This window comes from Glaciecola sp. MF2-115 (assembly GCF_047250385.1).
Lineage (GTDB): Bacteria > Pseudomonadota > Gammaproteobacteria > Enterobacterales > Alteromonadaceae > Glaciecola.
Map to the genome: position 1 here is coordinate 23,536 of NZ_JBLBVM010000033.1, position 14,308 is coordinate 37,843.

Below are 14,308 nucleotides of genomic sequence, written 5' to 3' on the forward strand. Positions count from 1 at the left end.
TGCCCTGACTACCTATTTTCTACACGAAATATATCAGCTCATTTCTTCGTCAAAGAAAAAAAGATATTTGCTAGATTTAGGGTAAAAAGCATAAGTAAACTTAATGTTGATTGAAATAAGTAACTGGTTTAATTACGAAAATGTAATCGAACTGTAATCTAATCGTTGTGAATGCTTGATCTAAATCAACTATATTTAATGCGCAATAAATAAGATGACCGCTATGTAAAAGCAAAATGAAATTAGTGTTTTGATGTGAAGGCGAATTTACTATTTTGTTTTTTATAACTTTCACTAACATTAGAAAACGCCTAGAACCAAGTTCTTGACGAATTTTCGCTAACATAAGGTAATTAGCTATGCGAACCAAAGAAAAAATAAGACTCGCAACGGCTCTTTTTGGTGCTCTTACTGTGCAGTCTTCTCTTTATGCAAATGAATCCAATGATCGTTTTGTCCTTGTTGGTTACGGCGATGTAAAGTACGAAAACACCGATGTCGCAAATACAAGTGCTTTCTCTGCACGTTTTGTTCCGATATTTTTATTTAGTTTAAATGACAAGATGCACGTGGAAGCTGAACTTGAAGTTGGCTTAAATGAAGATGGGGAAACAGAAACTGAGCTTGAATATGCAGATATCCATTACTTCTTAAACGACAACACGACCATTACAGCAGGCAAATTTTTACTGCCGTTTGGACAATTTAGTGCCAACTGGCATCCCAGTTGGATCAATCGCAGCATCTGGACGCCTGGCATATATGGTGCCCACGGCTCTAGCCAAGCAATGGATCCCATGTTGCCTATTTTAAGTGATGTCGGTGTGGCAGCACAGCAAGTTTACCAAGTAGGATCCGCAAAGGTGTTTTTCGATGTCTTTATGACAAATGGACCTCGTTCAGAAGCAGAACATGACGAAGAAGAAGTAGTGGAAGACGACCATAATATTGCGTTTGCTCGCTTGTTTTCGCCTACGACCACACTCGATCCAGATGTGGATGAGGATGAACATGGCGAAGCCTTCCCTGAAGTCGAGTTTGAGGCGACGAGTTCAGACAACAATAGTAATAAGGCGTTTGGCGGCCGAATCGCCGTAGCTTTTCTCCCGTCAATTGAAATAGGCACGTCTTACTATCAGGGCGCTTATGATGAAGGTGGACAGCTGGATATTAGGGCTAATGGTATCGACATCAATTTGATCAGTACACACGCAATTTTGCGAGGCGAGTACATTCGCACTGAAACCGACGCGTTTGTAGAGCGAGATCATGAGGATGTAATTGATTCGTTTTCTCGCAATGGTTGGTTTTTACAAGGAACATTTTTTGTAGGCCATCTATTCGAAGAGCTAGGGAGTACCGAAATTGTTATTGAACATGCGCAAACCAAAAAAGTAGAAGAAGCCGAGCGATGGATGGTCGGTATTAATTACTGGTTGGATCCGCGTTCAGTCATCAAAGTGGGTTACGAAGATACAGACGTTGCTGATGGCCCTGACGACAAACGTTTCGCCGTGCAATTTAGTTATGGCTTCTAGGAGGACTAATTATGAAACATCAATCTACCATTAACATATTTGTGTTGTTTACTTCTTTATTCGCATCGCTTCACGTGCACAGTAGTGAACCACTGTCAGGCGCCGAATTGATAAATAATAATTGTGCGCGATGCCATAACAGCCGTCCAATACAAGAGTTTTCCATGAGTGAATGGAAAGTCATTATGCCTCATATGCGAGAAAAGGCCCACTTAACCGGAACAGAAGTCCAAGCCATTCTCAAATTTATGGAAATTGCTTCCACACCTGTGCAAGCACCGAAAGTTCTTGAGAGTGTCAATAATACCGTTGAGCCTAGAGAAGTTCTGACTCGCTATGGTTGCCAAGGGTGTCATCAGGTGCAAGGCACAGGAGGCACCCTTGGCCCGTCACTCGATAATATTATCAGCGAAAAAGGAATAGCATTTTTTGAGCGTAAAGTTAAAGAGCCTCAATTTAATAACTCTGCTTCAGCGATGCCGAAAATGCCCATAACCGATGAAGAAATCGCAGCATTGGTAGTGTTTTTGTCGCCTCAATAACGTATCGCCGTCAAAAAAATACAGATTCAGTATAAGCAAAATTCATTATTAAACATAAGCTGCTCAATTGAGTATCACTAAAGGAAATAAAATCATGAAAACAATAACTTCATTATTATTCGCCAGCGTTTTAGTCATTTCACCTATTTCTGCTGTCTATGCACACCAAAACGCGGACAAGCATGAAATGCCGATGATGAAAGACCAAATGATGAAAAAAATGCAAAGTCATATGGAAGATATGCGAGCAATGTTAGCCGCGGTTAAAAAAGAAACAGATCCTAACAAACGAGAAGCAATGTTGCATGAGCATGCTAAAAAAATGGAAGGCATGATGGGCATGATGAAATCGGGTGACAGCAAGGGTATGAACAACATGAAAGGCATGAAACATAAACATGATGATATGTCGGCTGAGGATAAAATGGCGATGATGGAAAAGCGCATGAGTATGATGATGGACATGATGGAGCAGATGATGGGGCACGCAGCGGAAAAAAGTAAACCAAAGCATCAGCATAAAAAAAATTAGTCGTTTTATAGCAGGATAGGTGCAACGCGCCTATCCAAAACACCATCATCGTTGGATAATATTATGAATAGATTCATTAAGTTTTTTGCAATTGCTGTCTTAGCAATAGGCTTAGTTAGTGGTTGTACTAGTCAGGTTTACCATGACTATGTAATGAGCGGCCAAGTAGTCTCTGTTTCCGACCGACAAGCAGTTATTTGTGTGTCTGATACAGATGGATTGAAAGAGCATCAAGTCTTTAACGTGTTTCGAACAGTGTATGACCCGGCCGCGATAGCGGAAGGTGAAAGTGCATATTCTCGGGAATATATTGGAAAAATAAGACTGGGAAAATCTAAGAATCAACATTTTGCTGAAGCAACTGTGTTAGATGGTGAGATTGTTCGTTATGACATGGTTGAATTTGATCGTGATTTTTAATCCTCACGTCATTCTTTGGCTGTCACACGCTGAGCTTAGAATAAATTCTAAGGAATACAAGTGGGGTGCTAAACTCGCAACGATTGCATTTAGCGCCTTCTTTGCCTTATCTTGCTCGGCTGCGACTCAAGTCACGGAGTCGATGGAAGAAGCTGGAAAACCTGAGCAAGCATTGCATAAACAAATAGAACAAACAGCTCCTAAGTCAACCAGCGACGACTTTGCAGATATTCAAAAAGCCTTGCGAGCATTAGACAATTCTCTCGCGCCCACAACACAAAAAAACATAAGCAGGGAGGCATACAGTCAGCCATCTTCAACTTCTGGTGAACCTAGTAATACAATTAAAACAGCAATGGGCATGGGAAAAAATAGCATGACAATGATGTCTAAATCCAATCAGTCTTGCATGGGAATGATGTGCAAAATGAAGATGAAAAATAGCTCAATGATGGGTGTGCATCAAAAAATACCACCAGTGGTAACGGATACAAATACGTTAATTACATTACCTGGCAAAAGCGACGCATTACATTTGTATCATCTTGGAGAAGACTCGTTTTTTATGAACTTCAAAGACGCTCTGTTTCTATCAGATGAGCAATTAAATCAATTAGTAAATATTCAGGACAAATGGCAAACCTTTCAAGTAAGCCAGACTGAAAAGCGAAGCAGATTAGAGTCAAGCTTATGGACGCTTACCTCCAAAGGATTACCGAATTTTAGTAATATTAAAAGTACAATCTCTGCAATTGAAATTATAAACAGTGAGCTTCGTATCCAATTCATCGTGTTGGTCGGTGAGGCTGTGTCAGTTTTAACACCGTCGCAACTATCTCAAATTGAAGCCCTTTGGCACAAACAAAAAGGGCTTTCGCAATGAGATTTTCGTTGTTGCCTATATTTACCCTGAAATGTCGGTTTGTACTTTTAATCATGTTTACCTTGACGGTAATAGGTTTTTCTTCTCAGCCAATGGCGCTTCAACAAGCTGAGAACGAAGAACATGCTGGACATCATCCAAGCAAAGATGAAAAACCAACTAATGAGATCCCAAGCATTCAGCCAGGTATTGACGCTTCCAGTATGATGGGTCCTGGTATGGGCAAAGGAATGGACAAAATGATGGAGAAAATGGGAGCGCCCAAACCCAAAGATCTCTATCCCTCTTTAATGAGAATGCAGTCAGCTACGCCTGAGCAAACGATACTTCTCTTGAGTAAAGCGACTGAGCGAATGCGATTAGGCAACGAACAACTTTCTAATGGGTTTATGTGGTTGGCAGAGGCCTCACAGGCAGAAGATTATGCCCAAATGCAAATCGCGCTTGAAACGGTAAAAGAGGGAATTTCCCATTTTGATAGTGGTCTTGCGACTAAACGTGCGCTGCTAGATGGACAGGAGCCAAGACGCGTAGCCTTAACGTGGTTCAAAACTCAGATGGATATACTGCCCAGCATACCTGAAGACAAACAGACTATTATTTTGGGAATGACGCCCTTTCACACTTCTATTATGGTGATTTTATTGCTCTTTGCTGTTGTCATGATATACGTATATGGATTTAAAATGCGTAGAGCATCCGCGTTGCTTGCGCAACTCAAAAATAATGAAAACAATACTAAGGCTTCAGGCACAAGTCAAAAAAACAACACTGGCTTACCCACAAATACTGATACGCCAATAGTTGATGTAGAAACAGCGACACCCGTCCCAACTAATAATGGTGTAAACAGTGACTTATCAGCCTCAATACCTGTAAATTCTGCTGACTCAGGGATGCGACGAAATGTGTTTAGCGGTGAGATGAAAGTCACAGCGATATTCATTGAAACCCATGATGTTAAAACATTTCGCTTTGCTCATCCGAACAATGACCTCATTCCTTTCAGTTACGAGCCGGGTCAATTTGTCACTTTTTCGCTGCAAATTGATGGCGTCGATAAGTTAGTTAAACGTTCTTATACAATAGCTTCATCACCCACACAAACACATTATTTTGAAGTCACCATAAAACGTGAAGAGCATGGTGTGGTATCTCGTTTTTTGCATGACAATGTAAAAGTGGGGGATTCGCTTAAGGTCAAAGCGCCAGGTGGAAAATTCTTTTTTAATGGGAAAGGCGAAAACAGTGTCATGCTCATATCAGGCGGTGTCGGGATCACCCCTATGATGAGCGCAGTAAGATATTTAACCACGACTTGTTGGGACGGTGATATATATTTTCTGTTTTGCACACGTACTACAAAGGACTTTATTTTTGAACAGGAGTTAAGGTATTTACAGGCTCGTTATTCAAATTTGAAAGTACTTGTGAGTATGACGCAGGCAAAGGGGACATCATGGATGGGTCCACAGGGGCGTTTGACCTCTGGATTAATTCAAGATTTTGTGCCTGAAATTGAAGCAAAAACTGCCCATATCTGCGGACCGCCAGCCATGATGGAGGCCATGAAGGGGATCCTTTCTGGTTTGGGCGTGCCTGAGAGCCAAATAAAAACGGAGGCTTTTGGGCCTGCAACTCCTAAAAGTCTTAATAAACCTAACGTTACTCAGCCTGTGCTAGAAAAAGTGAGTAAAAAGCAAATCACCTTTAGTCTTTCTGGTAAACAAGCTCCGGTTAATGCAGATGAAACAATCTTAGATGTTGCTGATTCACTCGATATTGATATTGATAACTCTTGCCGTGCCGGCTCATGTGGAAGCTGCAAAGTAAAGCTCACCAAAGGAGCCGTAGAAATGGACGTTGATGACGGGTTAGAGCCGCAAGATAAAAAAGAAGGATATATACTAGCATGTCAGGCTATCCCAACGTCAGATGTTGAGGTAGAAGCTTAAATGAATACACATGAGCGAAATTTAGTCGGTAGCTTAGTCGCACTCATGATTTTACTTTGGCTAGGCTTTTTGTGGCATCGCTCTTCACAGTTTCCGGGTAGTCTAAGCGGTTTTGTTGTCGGAGCACTAGCCAGCATATTGATGCTGATCCCACTTGTATATATGTTCATAAAGCGAACAAAGTCCCTAAAAAAGAGCATCACAAAATTCATTCCTATGGCAACTCTGCTCAAAATCCATATTTACGCGGGTGTGCTAGGACCAATATTGGCGTTGATACATAGCGCGCACAGATTTGCTAGTCCCGTCGGTATAATACTTGTGTTGTTTATGATGGTAGTGGTTCTGAGCGGTTTTGTAGGCCGATATGTACTTGGTTTAATATCAACGAAAATGAAAGAAAAAAAGCGTCAATTAAACGAGTTTCAACACGCATTAAATGACTCAAAAAACAACTTGAGAGATGGCGTTAGTAATGCTCAGTATGAAGCGTTTACTAAACGCACTTCAGATATCCTTCCGTCCTTTAGTCTAAGCTTGCTCGGCGCTAGACAAGGTAAATCATTGCTAAAAGAAAAAGAGTTGCTGAAGATAGTGGATGCCATCTCAGACATCGAATATAGCATTATGATCCATAACACAGCAAAAACTTGGTTTTCTCGCTGGTTGAAGTTTCACATCTTTATTTCAATGACGCTATATTGTGTTCTGTTTATACATATAGCAAGTGAGGTTTATTTCGGGCTTAGGTGGCTATAATGAAATGGTTTGTCGGTGTATTAGCAATCATAGTCTTAGCGTTTGGCCTGAGTCATTTTTGGCACGAGCCTGAAGATTTATCCAAATTAGATTGGGAGCAGGCAATAAGCCCTGGCTCACTTAGTCAATCTCATTCCTTTATTGATAACGATTGTTTAAGTTGTCATACCCCAATTAAAGGGGTAGAGAGAGATAAATGTGTTGCTTGTCATGCGAATGATACGCATATTGTTGCGCGTCAACCAACCGCCTTCCATGCTGATATACAGGAGTGCACCAGTTGCCATATTGAGCATGAAGGTCTTAATGCCAATATTTCTAAGATGGATCATGGTGCGTTGGTTGATATTGGCTTTGACATGCTTCCAAATCTTGATATGCCTTTTGACGAGGACGCCACAACCATTGAACTTGTTACTTATTTGCTCGCGAATAAACAAAGACCTGAACCGCTCTTTGTTCACCCTGAAGTAACCAACAAAGAGGCTTTACTCAATTGTTCACAATGTCACAGCAATGACGATAAACATTTTGGTTTGTTTGGAAACGACTGTGTGCAATGTCATAGCACAAATACATGGTCATTACCTAAATATACGCATCCTTCTAGTCAGTCACGTGATTGCAACCAATGCCATGAAGCACCGCCGAGCCATTACATGCAACATTTTAAAATGATTTCAGCAAAAGTAGCCGGCGAGCCTAAAGCAAAAGTAGAGGCATGTTACGCTTGTCATCAATCGACGTCTTGGAATGATATTAAACGTGCTGGGTGGTATAAGCATCATTAGCGTATCCCTGAGCTCGCCCATGGTCTATATTACAATGCGGAAAAGTAATTCTACATGCTTGTAAAAAGGTCACTTAGAAAGGCCATTATTCACCATTTTGGTGTAATTTTTGCAGCTAAAAATATACGAGCTTATTCTTAAAACTATCAACATCGATAGAAACAATTAAGGAAATGCAATATGGCAAACTTAGATACCTCATCAAATTTCAATATCTTGAACCAACAAAGTAAAAATCGTAAACGATTCAACTTAAAGACGTCAACCCACCCGACCCAGTTCAATCATCTTTCGATGAAGTGATGGAAGCTCAGCAAGAACGAGAAAGAATGATTAACGTTGCGCAAGGAGAATATATTACGGCAATGCTGAGAGCCCGCAATACAAGTCATTCGGCTCACGAAAAAACGGCTCAAAGAAGCCCACTACAATTTAATATTTAAGGTGAAATAATATTTATGGTCAACCAAAAGTGAAAGTTCAAATTGGTGCAGTTAGTGTAATGTTATCTTGGGCAAGTTGTTATCCATTAATTTTTTAACATTAGACTATGCACCGGTTATGCTTACCGCTTTTTATCGTTCTATCATAGCGGGCTTATTTCTGGTATTAATTGCCTTTTTTTTTAAAAGACCACTCCCTAAAAACAGGCGACAATGGCTTTTTATTACTGCTATATGTATTTCGGCTACCAATATAGGCTTTTGGGGTATGTTCTAAGCTGCTAGCTTAATTTATCCTGGTTTGGCTACCGTGCTGACTAACACGCAACCTTTGATTGCAGGAATTCTTGGTTGGTTCATTCTAAAAGAGCATATGGACAAAAGCGTCGCCTTAGCTATGGCAATTGGCTTTGCGGGGATTGCGATGATCGGCAGTGAGTCCCTATGGAGTGATAATGGACAGCCTGTTTATGATGTTATTTATATTTTGATAGCAGCGAGTGGTATCGCAGTAAGTAACATATTACTTAAATTAATCGCAAATAAAGTGGATATTTATTATGCCATGGGCTTTCAACTGTTGATTGGTGCCATACCTTTAGGAATTTTTAGTTTTTATCAGGCATACATGACCAATACAAGGGTGATTGACCCGATAGTCGAATCGATAGTGTATCACAGTATTGTCACTTTGCTTGCGATACCCGGCACAGCGCTTCCATTTCTCATCTGGTTTTGGCTAATGGACAAAGCACCTTTGTATCATCTTAATATGTATAGTTTTTTAACGCCGGTATTTGGGCTGTATCTGGGGTGGTTTTATTTTGATGAGACCTTAACTTTTTGGCAATGGACAGGTATTGTCATTATCGCTTTGTCTGTTGGCTATATTTCGTTTAATTCAAACACTAAGCGTGCACTAAATTGACACTTGCATTATTACCCGTCGCGATATGGCCCTATAGATTCCGTAAAAGATTTGGTAGCACAGCAGTCCAATTGGAATGCTCGACATGCTCAAGACATCGAGCCATCATCCACGGCTTTGGGGTAATTCAGCTTGTCAAAAAGCAATCAATCGTACAATAGGCTCATGGCAAGAATGTCAGTAAATTTCATTATTCCCCGTAATCGCTCATGCTAATAATGACGGCAATGTAATGAAAATGTAATCCACATGCAATGAACTCAGGGATAAAACCACTTATTTTACGCTCTCATTGTAAATCTAGCTTCACTATCAAATTTAAGGAATTAACCTTGGAAATTGCGAATAATATTTCAAAAAGCATCGACATAAAGACTGAATCGACTAAAAAAATAGACCCAAAAGCAGAAGACGGTGAGAACTGCGGCAAACAGCAGTTTGAAGAGGTTTTAAGCAAACTACAAGACATCAAAACCGATAAGACTTGATGTAAGCAAGAAGAAAAACCTTTGTGGTTAGTTTTGTTAACAGCACAAAATATCACTCGCGATCCGTAAGTAAAAATGACGTTGTTTTCAATATTTAGTTTTTAAGCAAAACATTGTTCGTTAGCACAGAGCTATTCTGTCGCAGTCGCTAGGGAAGTTACATGCTAATAGTCAGTGAGCCCAAAGATTTTATTTTATATCGATACGGCTTTACACCCAGATTTAATAACGACTTTCATCGTGTTTATTTTGATTGGCGGGAAGCATCATGAAAATTGTGTATTTTGGGAATAACTTGTTCTCGTCATGCTTAAAATATTTACTTGATGAAGGCCATCAAATACTGCGTGTTTATAAGAACCAACCTGAACATGGTGCTTCAACCATAACAAGCTTATGTTCTCATCATCAAATTCCCTTGGCTGAGGCTAAACCTACTCTAGATGACTTGAACAAGCTTATTTTACTTGGGGCCGAGATGTTCATTGTTGCAGAATATTTGCACATATTGCCATCTACTGACGTTAAATATGCAATCAATCTTCATCCTACCTTGCTGCCAAAAGGAAGAGGACCAACGCCTCTGCCTTACTTAATAAACCACCCAACAATATCGGGGCTCACGCTTCATAAGATATCGGATGTTGTTGATGCCGGCGACATCATAATGCAATTGAAGGTGCCAGTATCGACTGACGAATCTATAACGACCTTGATGGTTAAAATGCACATCGAGTCGCTAAACCTAATTAAAACGTTTTTCACTAATGTTGATAAATATTACGATTCAGCTACGCCTCAAGTCGATCATTCTTACTGGCCGCGCAGTGATATATTTGAAAGAGCGGTAGATTGGAATTTACCTACCAGTCGCATCAAATTATTGTCTCGTCGCTTTGGTTTTTTTGGGGTAGTCGTAAAACTAGACAATGTCTTATTTAATGTAAGTCATATTGAGGCTGAAGAATATGATCATTCTTATTTACCAGGAAACGTCATTTTGGAAGATATAAGCTTATTAGTCGTAAGCTGTTTAGATGGTATTGTGTGTTTGCATAAAGCATCAATATCTGAATTGAAATAGTGGTTTCAATGTTGTTTATTATAAGTTTATGAACCGGCAATTTAGGCGCCCCTCTTGACGCTTACAAGCGTAAAATGCTGACTGTAAAGCAGGCAAGGCTGCGAAACGATCTAATGTTGAACATTGTTCGTGTTGAGTCAGCGTTTCTGCATTGAGAACCCTCGTCCATTTTTAAAATGATTTATATCAGACCAATTGTGGTCTATTAGTCAGAGAAATCGTCACCTTTAAAAAATAAAAGTTGTATCCATGGATTAAAATTATTGTGGGAGGGTAAAAAATAGCGACAGATCTTGACTTGCGCCATCTAATGAATGGTTTTGACAATTAACCGTAAAGGTTTTTTTTGGGCATAGCCGAGTTAAAAATCCGTTCTTACATGACAAAACTTAACCGCACCTTGTTTTTTAGTTTTCAAGGTGTCGAACTGTATTTTTGTTCCTCCCAGTGCTTGGCGCGTTTCAAAGCACACCCTCATCTATCTATTGATGTCCACAACACGAGTTTTTGCATTAATAAGAATTTCATTATCAGAAATTATTGAGATTATGACAGGGCCCACTGGTATGCCAAAAATATTTGGAGAGTTTGAGCGACCTAACAATTGCCAAGCACCCTAATGCTTGGATACTACTACGCTAGTGATCCGCACTTTTAGTTCGGAATATTCACAATCTTTAACTTACTGAGGTTTGAACTGCATCACCTAAGACAATTAGAATACTAAAAAATGTAACTGCCTTTACGAGTTTGGTCATCAACAAGGACTTCATCTTTGTAAAATCAACCTAAACGGATTCGATGCACTTAAGAAAAAGACAACAAGTGAATATCATACCGTTTTAAGATAAACGCCAGCACGTAAAGACAAAAAATCGACACTATTGAGCCAGCAAAAAGCGCCATCCAAAAACCTACTCGGTCTATCAAGAGAGGAAAAATCAAAAACAAAGGGAGCGAAGGTAGCACATACCAAAATGTGTATCGCATGTGACTAGCAATCTTTGCATTGGGTTGATTTTCTAAATAGAGCCAAATTATTGCTAAGATCGTGACAGTTGGCAATGCGACAAACAATGCACCTAGTTTATCATTGCGCTTAGCGACTTCAGATACCGCTACAATTATTCCCGCTGTAACAAGATACTTTGTAATCAACCAACCCATATATTGACCTTTGAGATTAAAACCGATTGCCTATCGGTTTTTGTTCTGGCAGTATATACGCTTCATGAAAAATAGGAAAGGCACTTTATGTTCCTCGGTGAATTGGAAAAACAGGTGTTGCAATATTTGTGGACATCGCCTGGTGTTGACGTTAAACGCGTGCATGCTGAACTATCAAAAAAACGTGATAGTTCTCTTAATACAGTGCAGAGCGCGTTGGAGCGCCTGTTTAAAAAGGGACTATTGAGGCGCGAAAAGCAAGGGCACGCCTACTTGTATTTTGCACAGATTGAAAGAGGTGATTTAATTGCTAAGTTGATTGATAGTGTCGCCAGTGATTTTGTCAGTAAGGGTGAAAGCAGCATGGTCGCAGCTTTTTCATCCGTATCCAGTGAAATGGACGAAGCACAATTGGACCAATTAGAGAAATTAATCGAGCTTCAACGAAAGCAATTAAAAAAAGGAATAACCAGTGCTGATAAGTGATGCTGCGGTCATCATGAACCTTATTACGATTGCATTGCTTGGATTTTTGGTGAGTGCACTTTTGTTGTCTGTAGTGTGGCAAATAGTAGGCAAATCTGTTGATGCTTACTCCGTTCAATCACAAAAAATGTTAATTTTGATATGGGTGTCAGGCCCATGGATTTTGGGTTTAATGACGATGCTTTTTTTTAGTCCACTTTTCGAGAACACAGCTATTTATAGGTGGGTTGATAGCGTAGCTCATTGGCATCACTTGTACGTTTTTCAGTTAGACAGTTGGCATGGAATCACCATTATTCTGTTTTCGTTGTTCAGCCTGGCACTAATAGTGATTAGAGGAGCAGGGCTATATAGACAAGGTAATGCGCTGTTAACGTTGAACCATTTTTCAAACAATGTGCATGGCTCAAAGAGCTATCCAGGCGTCCAAATCATTGATAGCAATATCCCTACTGCGTTTACATCAGGCTTCTTCAGCCCCCTTTGCTATGTATCAAAAGGGCTGATAGACAATCTTACCGAAAACGAATTTAATATTGTTGTTAAGCATGAACTTGCCCACGCCCGCAATAAAGATCCGTTGTCAAAACTCTTGATTGCTTTTCTTTCAGCCTATTACCCAAAGAAATTGGCACAACGTTTTAATGCAAAGTATGCTCTGATAACTGAATTTATTGCAGACCAATCAACTGCAACGGTGCACGAAGCCGAGGATGTAGCAGCAACATTGGTAAAGGTTGCTCGGATACAGAAAACTTTTCCACAACGTCAATCAAACACTACTCTTAGTTATTTCGGATCACATGATATAACTCACCGAGTACAGCAGCTATTAACACCCACAAAAAAATCGATGCCCGTCATAGTGCCCATCGCATTTATGTCGGTAATGCTATGTTTGACCATCTTCGCTGTGGATGCAACTCACCATTTAGTTGAATCTATCTTTACTCATTCATAAGGACTCCCCATGCAACGCTCGCTCACTATTTTCACGACATTAAAACCGATTGTAGGTCGGTTTTTGAATCTGGATGTTAGGTCGTTTGGACTATGTATTATTGCTGGACTAACCATGTTCCCACTTTTCGTTAATGCACAAGAGGTACAAGCAAAAGAAGCGTTGAATTTGTCTCAAGCGATCAGCTTTGCTTTAGCAGAGCACCCTGAAATGAGTGTGTTTGGACATCAGCGCAAGGCGCTTGATGCAAAAGTAAAACAGGCAGCTGTGTTACCAAGGCCTACAATCGACTTTACCATTGAGGATGCAATGGGTACAGGTACTCACAGTAATTTTGGTGCAGCACAAAGTACCTTGAGTATTGCATGGGTGCTTGAACAACGTGCAATTGAGAAACGTGTAGATGCGGCAACGAATGCCGTTACGCAAATCGATTTTGACATTGAGATAAAGGCACTTGATATCTCTGCATATACGGCAAAGCTGTTTATTGAATCCTTGATATTAGAGCAGCGCTTACAACTTGCGGAACTGGCAGAACAACAGGCTGATAGTGCGTTATCTGCGATAAGACGTAGGGTTGAAGCAGGAAAAAGCTTATCGATTGAACAATTGCAATCAAAAGCAGAGTTAGTGCGTCGAAGTCTGGAGGTAGAAGACTTGGAGCATGAGCTTGAGGCGAGTCGTTATCAGTTGGTGGCGCAGTGGGGCGGTGAGGTTAGTGATTATGTGCCTCAAGGTGAATTGCTTAATATCCCTGTCGTCAAAGATTTACCCTCGCAATTAGCAAAACTACAAGCTCATCCTGCACTTTTAGCGTTTGCTAACAAGCGACGTATTGCCCAATCACAGATTGAGCTAGCACGCATTGAAGCGCGCCCCAAGTGGCAAGTGTCAGCAGGCATAAGACGCTACGAAGCTACCGATGATTTCGGATTAGTCGCAGGTATATCTATTCCGTTTGGCAATGACTCACGAAGCTTAGGCGAAGTACAAGTTATTCAAGCTCAGCAAGCCGAATATCAAAGCCAAGCTGATGTTTTGGCCAGAAAGCTCAACACGCAGCTGTTTGTGTTGCTGCAAAACATGAAACACAGCAAGCATGTTATTGATACGCTCACCGAGCAAGTGATCCCATTGCTCGAAAAAGCAACTGAGGAGGCCAGTAAGGCATACGATATTGGTCGCCTCGGTTATTTAGAGTGGACGTCAATTCGACAAGAGTTACTCAGTACACAAGCACAGTTACTGGATGCCTATCAGGCGATACATCTTCAACATATCGAAATTCAGCGCCTTACCGGCACAAGCCTTTCTAATTAAGTGAGAAA

At 40.5% G+C, this 14,308-nt stretch carries 15 protein-coding genes and 1 pseudogene; 15 read left to right on the forward strand and 1 reads right to left on the reverse strand.

Annotated elements, in window-relative coordinates; all coding sequences use genetic code 11:
• Nucleotides 1-359 precede the first annotated feature (359 nt).
• The 12 genes and pseudogenes from ACKLNX_RS01705 (at nt 360) to ACKLNX_RS01760 (ending at nt 10,363) form a co-directional block, all read left to right on the forward strand.
• Nucleotides 360-1,538, forward strand: a complete 1,179-nt coding sequence (locus ACKLNX_RS01705; protein ID WP_412970995.1) for a porin — start codon at nt 360-362, stop codon at nt 1,536-1,538.
• Nucleotides 1,539-1,549: 11 nt separating this feature from the next.
• On the forward strand, nt 1,550-2,080 hold the full coding sequence (locus ACKLNX_RS01710; RefSeq protein ID WP_412970996.1) for a c-type cytochrome: 531 nt from the start codon (nt 1,550-1,552) through the stop codon (nt 2,078-2,080).
• A 94-nt stretch (nt 2,081-2,174) separates the two neighbouring features.
• Nucleotides 2,175-2,612, forward strand: coding sequence for a hypothetical protein (locus ACKLNX_RS01715; protein ID WP_412970997.1), 438 nt, complete (start codon nt 2,175-2,177; stop codon nt 2,610-2,612).
• A 63-nt stretch (nt 2,613-2,675) separates the two neighbouring features.
• Nucleotides 2,676-3,032: a hypothetical protein gene (locus tag ACKLNX_RS01720; RefSeq protein ID WP_411694577.1), complete on the forward strand. Its 357-nt coding sequence runs from the start codon at nt 2,676-2,678 to the stop codon at nt 3,030-3,032.
• Nucleotides 3,001-3,915, forward strand: coding sequence for a hypothetical protein (locus ACKLNX_RS01725; RefSeq protein WP_412970998.1), 915 nt, complete (start codon nt 3,001-3,003; stop codon nt 3,913-3,915). Before ACKLNX_RS01720 ends, ACKLNX_RS01725 begins: the two co-directional genes overlap by 32 nt.
• Before the next feature lie 92 nt (nt 3,916-4,007).
• Nucleotides 4,008-5,870 carry a 2Fe-2S iron-sulfur cluster-binding protein gene (locus ACKLNX_RS01730; RefSeq protein ID WP_412970999.1) on the forward strand — a complete coding sequence of 621 codons (1,863 nt, stop codon included), beginning with the start codon at nt 4,008-4,010 and terminating at the stop codon, nt 5,868-5,870.
• On the forward strand, nt 5,871-6,629 hold the full coding sequence (locus ACKLNX_RS01735; RefSeq protein ID WP_412971000.1) for a hypothetical protein: 759 nt from the start codon (nt 5,871-5,873) through the stop codon (nt 6,627-6,629). It abuts the gene before it with no gap.
• A complete protein-coding gene (locus tag ACKLNX_RS01740) occupies nt 6,629-7,420 on the forward strand; it encodes a hypothetical protein (RefSeq protein WP_412971001.1) in 792 nt (263 codons plus the stop codon). The genes ACKLNX_RS01735 and ACKLNX_RS01740 overlap by 1 nt, the downstream gene beginning before the upstream one ends.
• Nucleotides 7,421-7,939: 519 nt before the next feature.
• Nucleotides 7,940-8,281: pseudogene (locus tag ACKLNX_RS01745) on the forward strand (EamA family transporter); the annotation flags it as partial.
• Nucleotides 8,282-8,287: 6 nt separating this feature from the next.
• A complete protein-coding gene (locus ACKLNX_RS01750) occupies nt 8,288-8,791 on the forward strand; it encodes a DMT family transporter (protein ID WP_412971016.1) in 504 nt (167 codons plus the stop codon).
• 332 nt (nt 8,792-9,123) lie between these two features.
• Nucleotides 9,124-9,279: a hypothetical protein gene (locus ACKLNX_RS01755; RefSeq protein ID WP_208805471.1), complete on the forward strand. Its 156-nt coding sequence runs from the start codon at nt 9,124-9,126 to the stop codon at nt 9,277-9,279.
• Between the two features lie 268 nt (nt 9,280-9,547).
• Nucleotides 9,548-10,363, forward strand: a complete 816-nt coding sequence (locus tag ACKLNX_RS01760) for a formyltransferase family protein (protein WP_412971002.1) — start codon at nt 9,548-9,550, stop codon at nt 10,361-10,363.
• 807 nt (nt 10,364-11,170) lie between these two features.
• On the opposite strand, the gene ACKLNX_RS01765 is transcribed toward ACKLNX_RS01760, so the two are convergent.
• Nucleotides 11,171-11,530, reverse strand: a complete 360-nt coding sequence (locus ACKLNX_RS01765) for a DUF3147 family protein (RefSeq protein ID WP_412971003.1) — start codon at nt 11,528-11,530, stop codon at nt 11,171-11,173.
• A gap of 87 nt (nt 11,531-11,617) precedes the next feature.
• On the opposite strand from ACKLNX_RS01765, the gene ACKLNX_RS01770 reads away from it, so the two are divergent.
• From ACKLNX_RS01770 to ACKLNX_RS01780, 3 genes are read left to right on the forward strand one after another with little or no spacing between them, the layout of a single operon-like run.
• A complete protein-coding gene (locus tag ACKLNX_RS01770; protein ID WP_412971004.1) occupies nt 11,618-12,016 on the forward strand; it encodes a BlaI/MecI/CopY family transcriptional regulator in 399 nt (132 codons plus the stop codon).
• Nucleotides 12,003-12,977 (forward strand): M56 family metallopeptidase, encoded by a 975-nt coding sequence (locus tag ACKLNX_RS01775; RefSeq protein WP_412971005.1) that lies wholly within the window; start codon nt 12,003-12,005, stop codon nt 12,975-12,977. Before ACKLNX_RS01770 ends, ACKLNX_RS01775 begins: the two co-directional genes overlap by 14 nt.
• Before the next feature lie 9 nt (nt 12,978-12,986).
• Nucleotides 12,987-14,300, forward strand: coding sequence for a TolC family protein (locus ACKLNX_RS01780; protein ID WP_412971006.1), 1,314 nt, complete (start codon nt 12,987-12,989; stop codon nt 14,298-14,300).
• Nucleotides 14,301-14,308 lie beyond the last annotated feature (8 nt).

What these genes read in the sequence shown, in the direction of transcription:
- ACKLNX_RS01705 (WP_412970995.1), top strand. Translation starts at nt 360, where the DNA reads ATGCGAACCAAAGAAAAAATAAGACTCGCAACGGCTCTTTTTGGTGCT.
- ACKLNX_RS01710 (WP_412970996.1), top strand. Translation starts at nt 1,550, where the DNA reads ATGAAACATCAATCTACCATTAACATATTTGTGTTGTTTACTTCTTTA.
- ACKLNX_RS01715 (WP_412970997.1), top strand. Translation starts at nt 2,175, where the DNA reads ATGAAAACAATAACTTCATTATTATTCGCCAGCGTTTTAGTCATTTCA.
- ACKLNX_RS01720 (WP_411694577.1), top strand. Translation starts at nt 2,676, where the DNA reads ATGAATAGATTCATTAAGTTTTTTGCAATTGCTGTCTTAGCAATAGGC.
- ACKLNX_RS01725 (WP_412970998.1), top strand. Translation starts at nt 3,001, where the DNA reads ATGACATGGTTGAATTTGATCGTGATTTTTAATCCTCACGTCATTCTT.
- ACKLNX_RS01730 (WP_412970999.1), top strand. Translation starts at nt 4,008, where the DNA reads ATGGCGCTTCAACAAGCTGAGAACGAAGAACATGCTGGACATCATCCA.
- ACKLNX_RS01735 (WP_412971000.1), top strand. Translation starts at nt 5,871, where the DNA reads ATGAATACACATGAGCGAAATTTAGTCGGTAGCTTAGTCGCACTCATG.
- ACKLNX_RS01740 (WP_412971001.1), top strand. Translation starts at nt 6,629, where the DNA reads ATGAAATGGTTTGTCGGTGTATTAGCAATCATAGTCTTAGCGTTTGGC.
- ACKLNX_RS01750 (WP_412971016.1), top strand. Translation starts at nt 8,288, where the DNA reads ATGATCGGCAGTGAGTCCCTATGGAGTGATAATGGACAGCCTGTTTAT.
- ACKLNX_RS01760 (WP_412971002.1), top strand. Translation starts at nt 9,548, where the DNA reads ATGAAAATTGTGTATTTTGGGAATAACTTGTTCTCGTCATGCTTAAAA.
- ACKLNX_RS01765 (WP_412971003.1), bottom strand. Translation starts at nt 11,530, where the DNA reads ATGGGTTGGTTGATTACAAAGTATCTTGTTACAGCGGGAATAATTGTA.
- ACKLNX_RS01770 (WP_412971004.1), top strand. Translation starts at nt 11,618, where the DNA reads ATGTTCCTCGGTGAATTGGAAAAACAGGTGTTGCAATATTTGTGGACA.
- ACKLNX_RS01780 (WP_412971006.1), top strand. Translation starts at nt 12,987, where the DNA reads ATGCAACGCTCGCTCACTATTTTCACGACATTAAAACCGATTGTAGGT.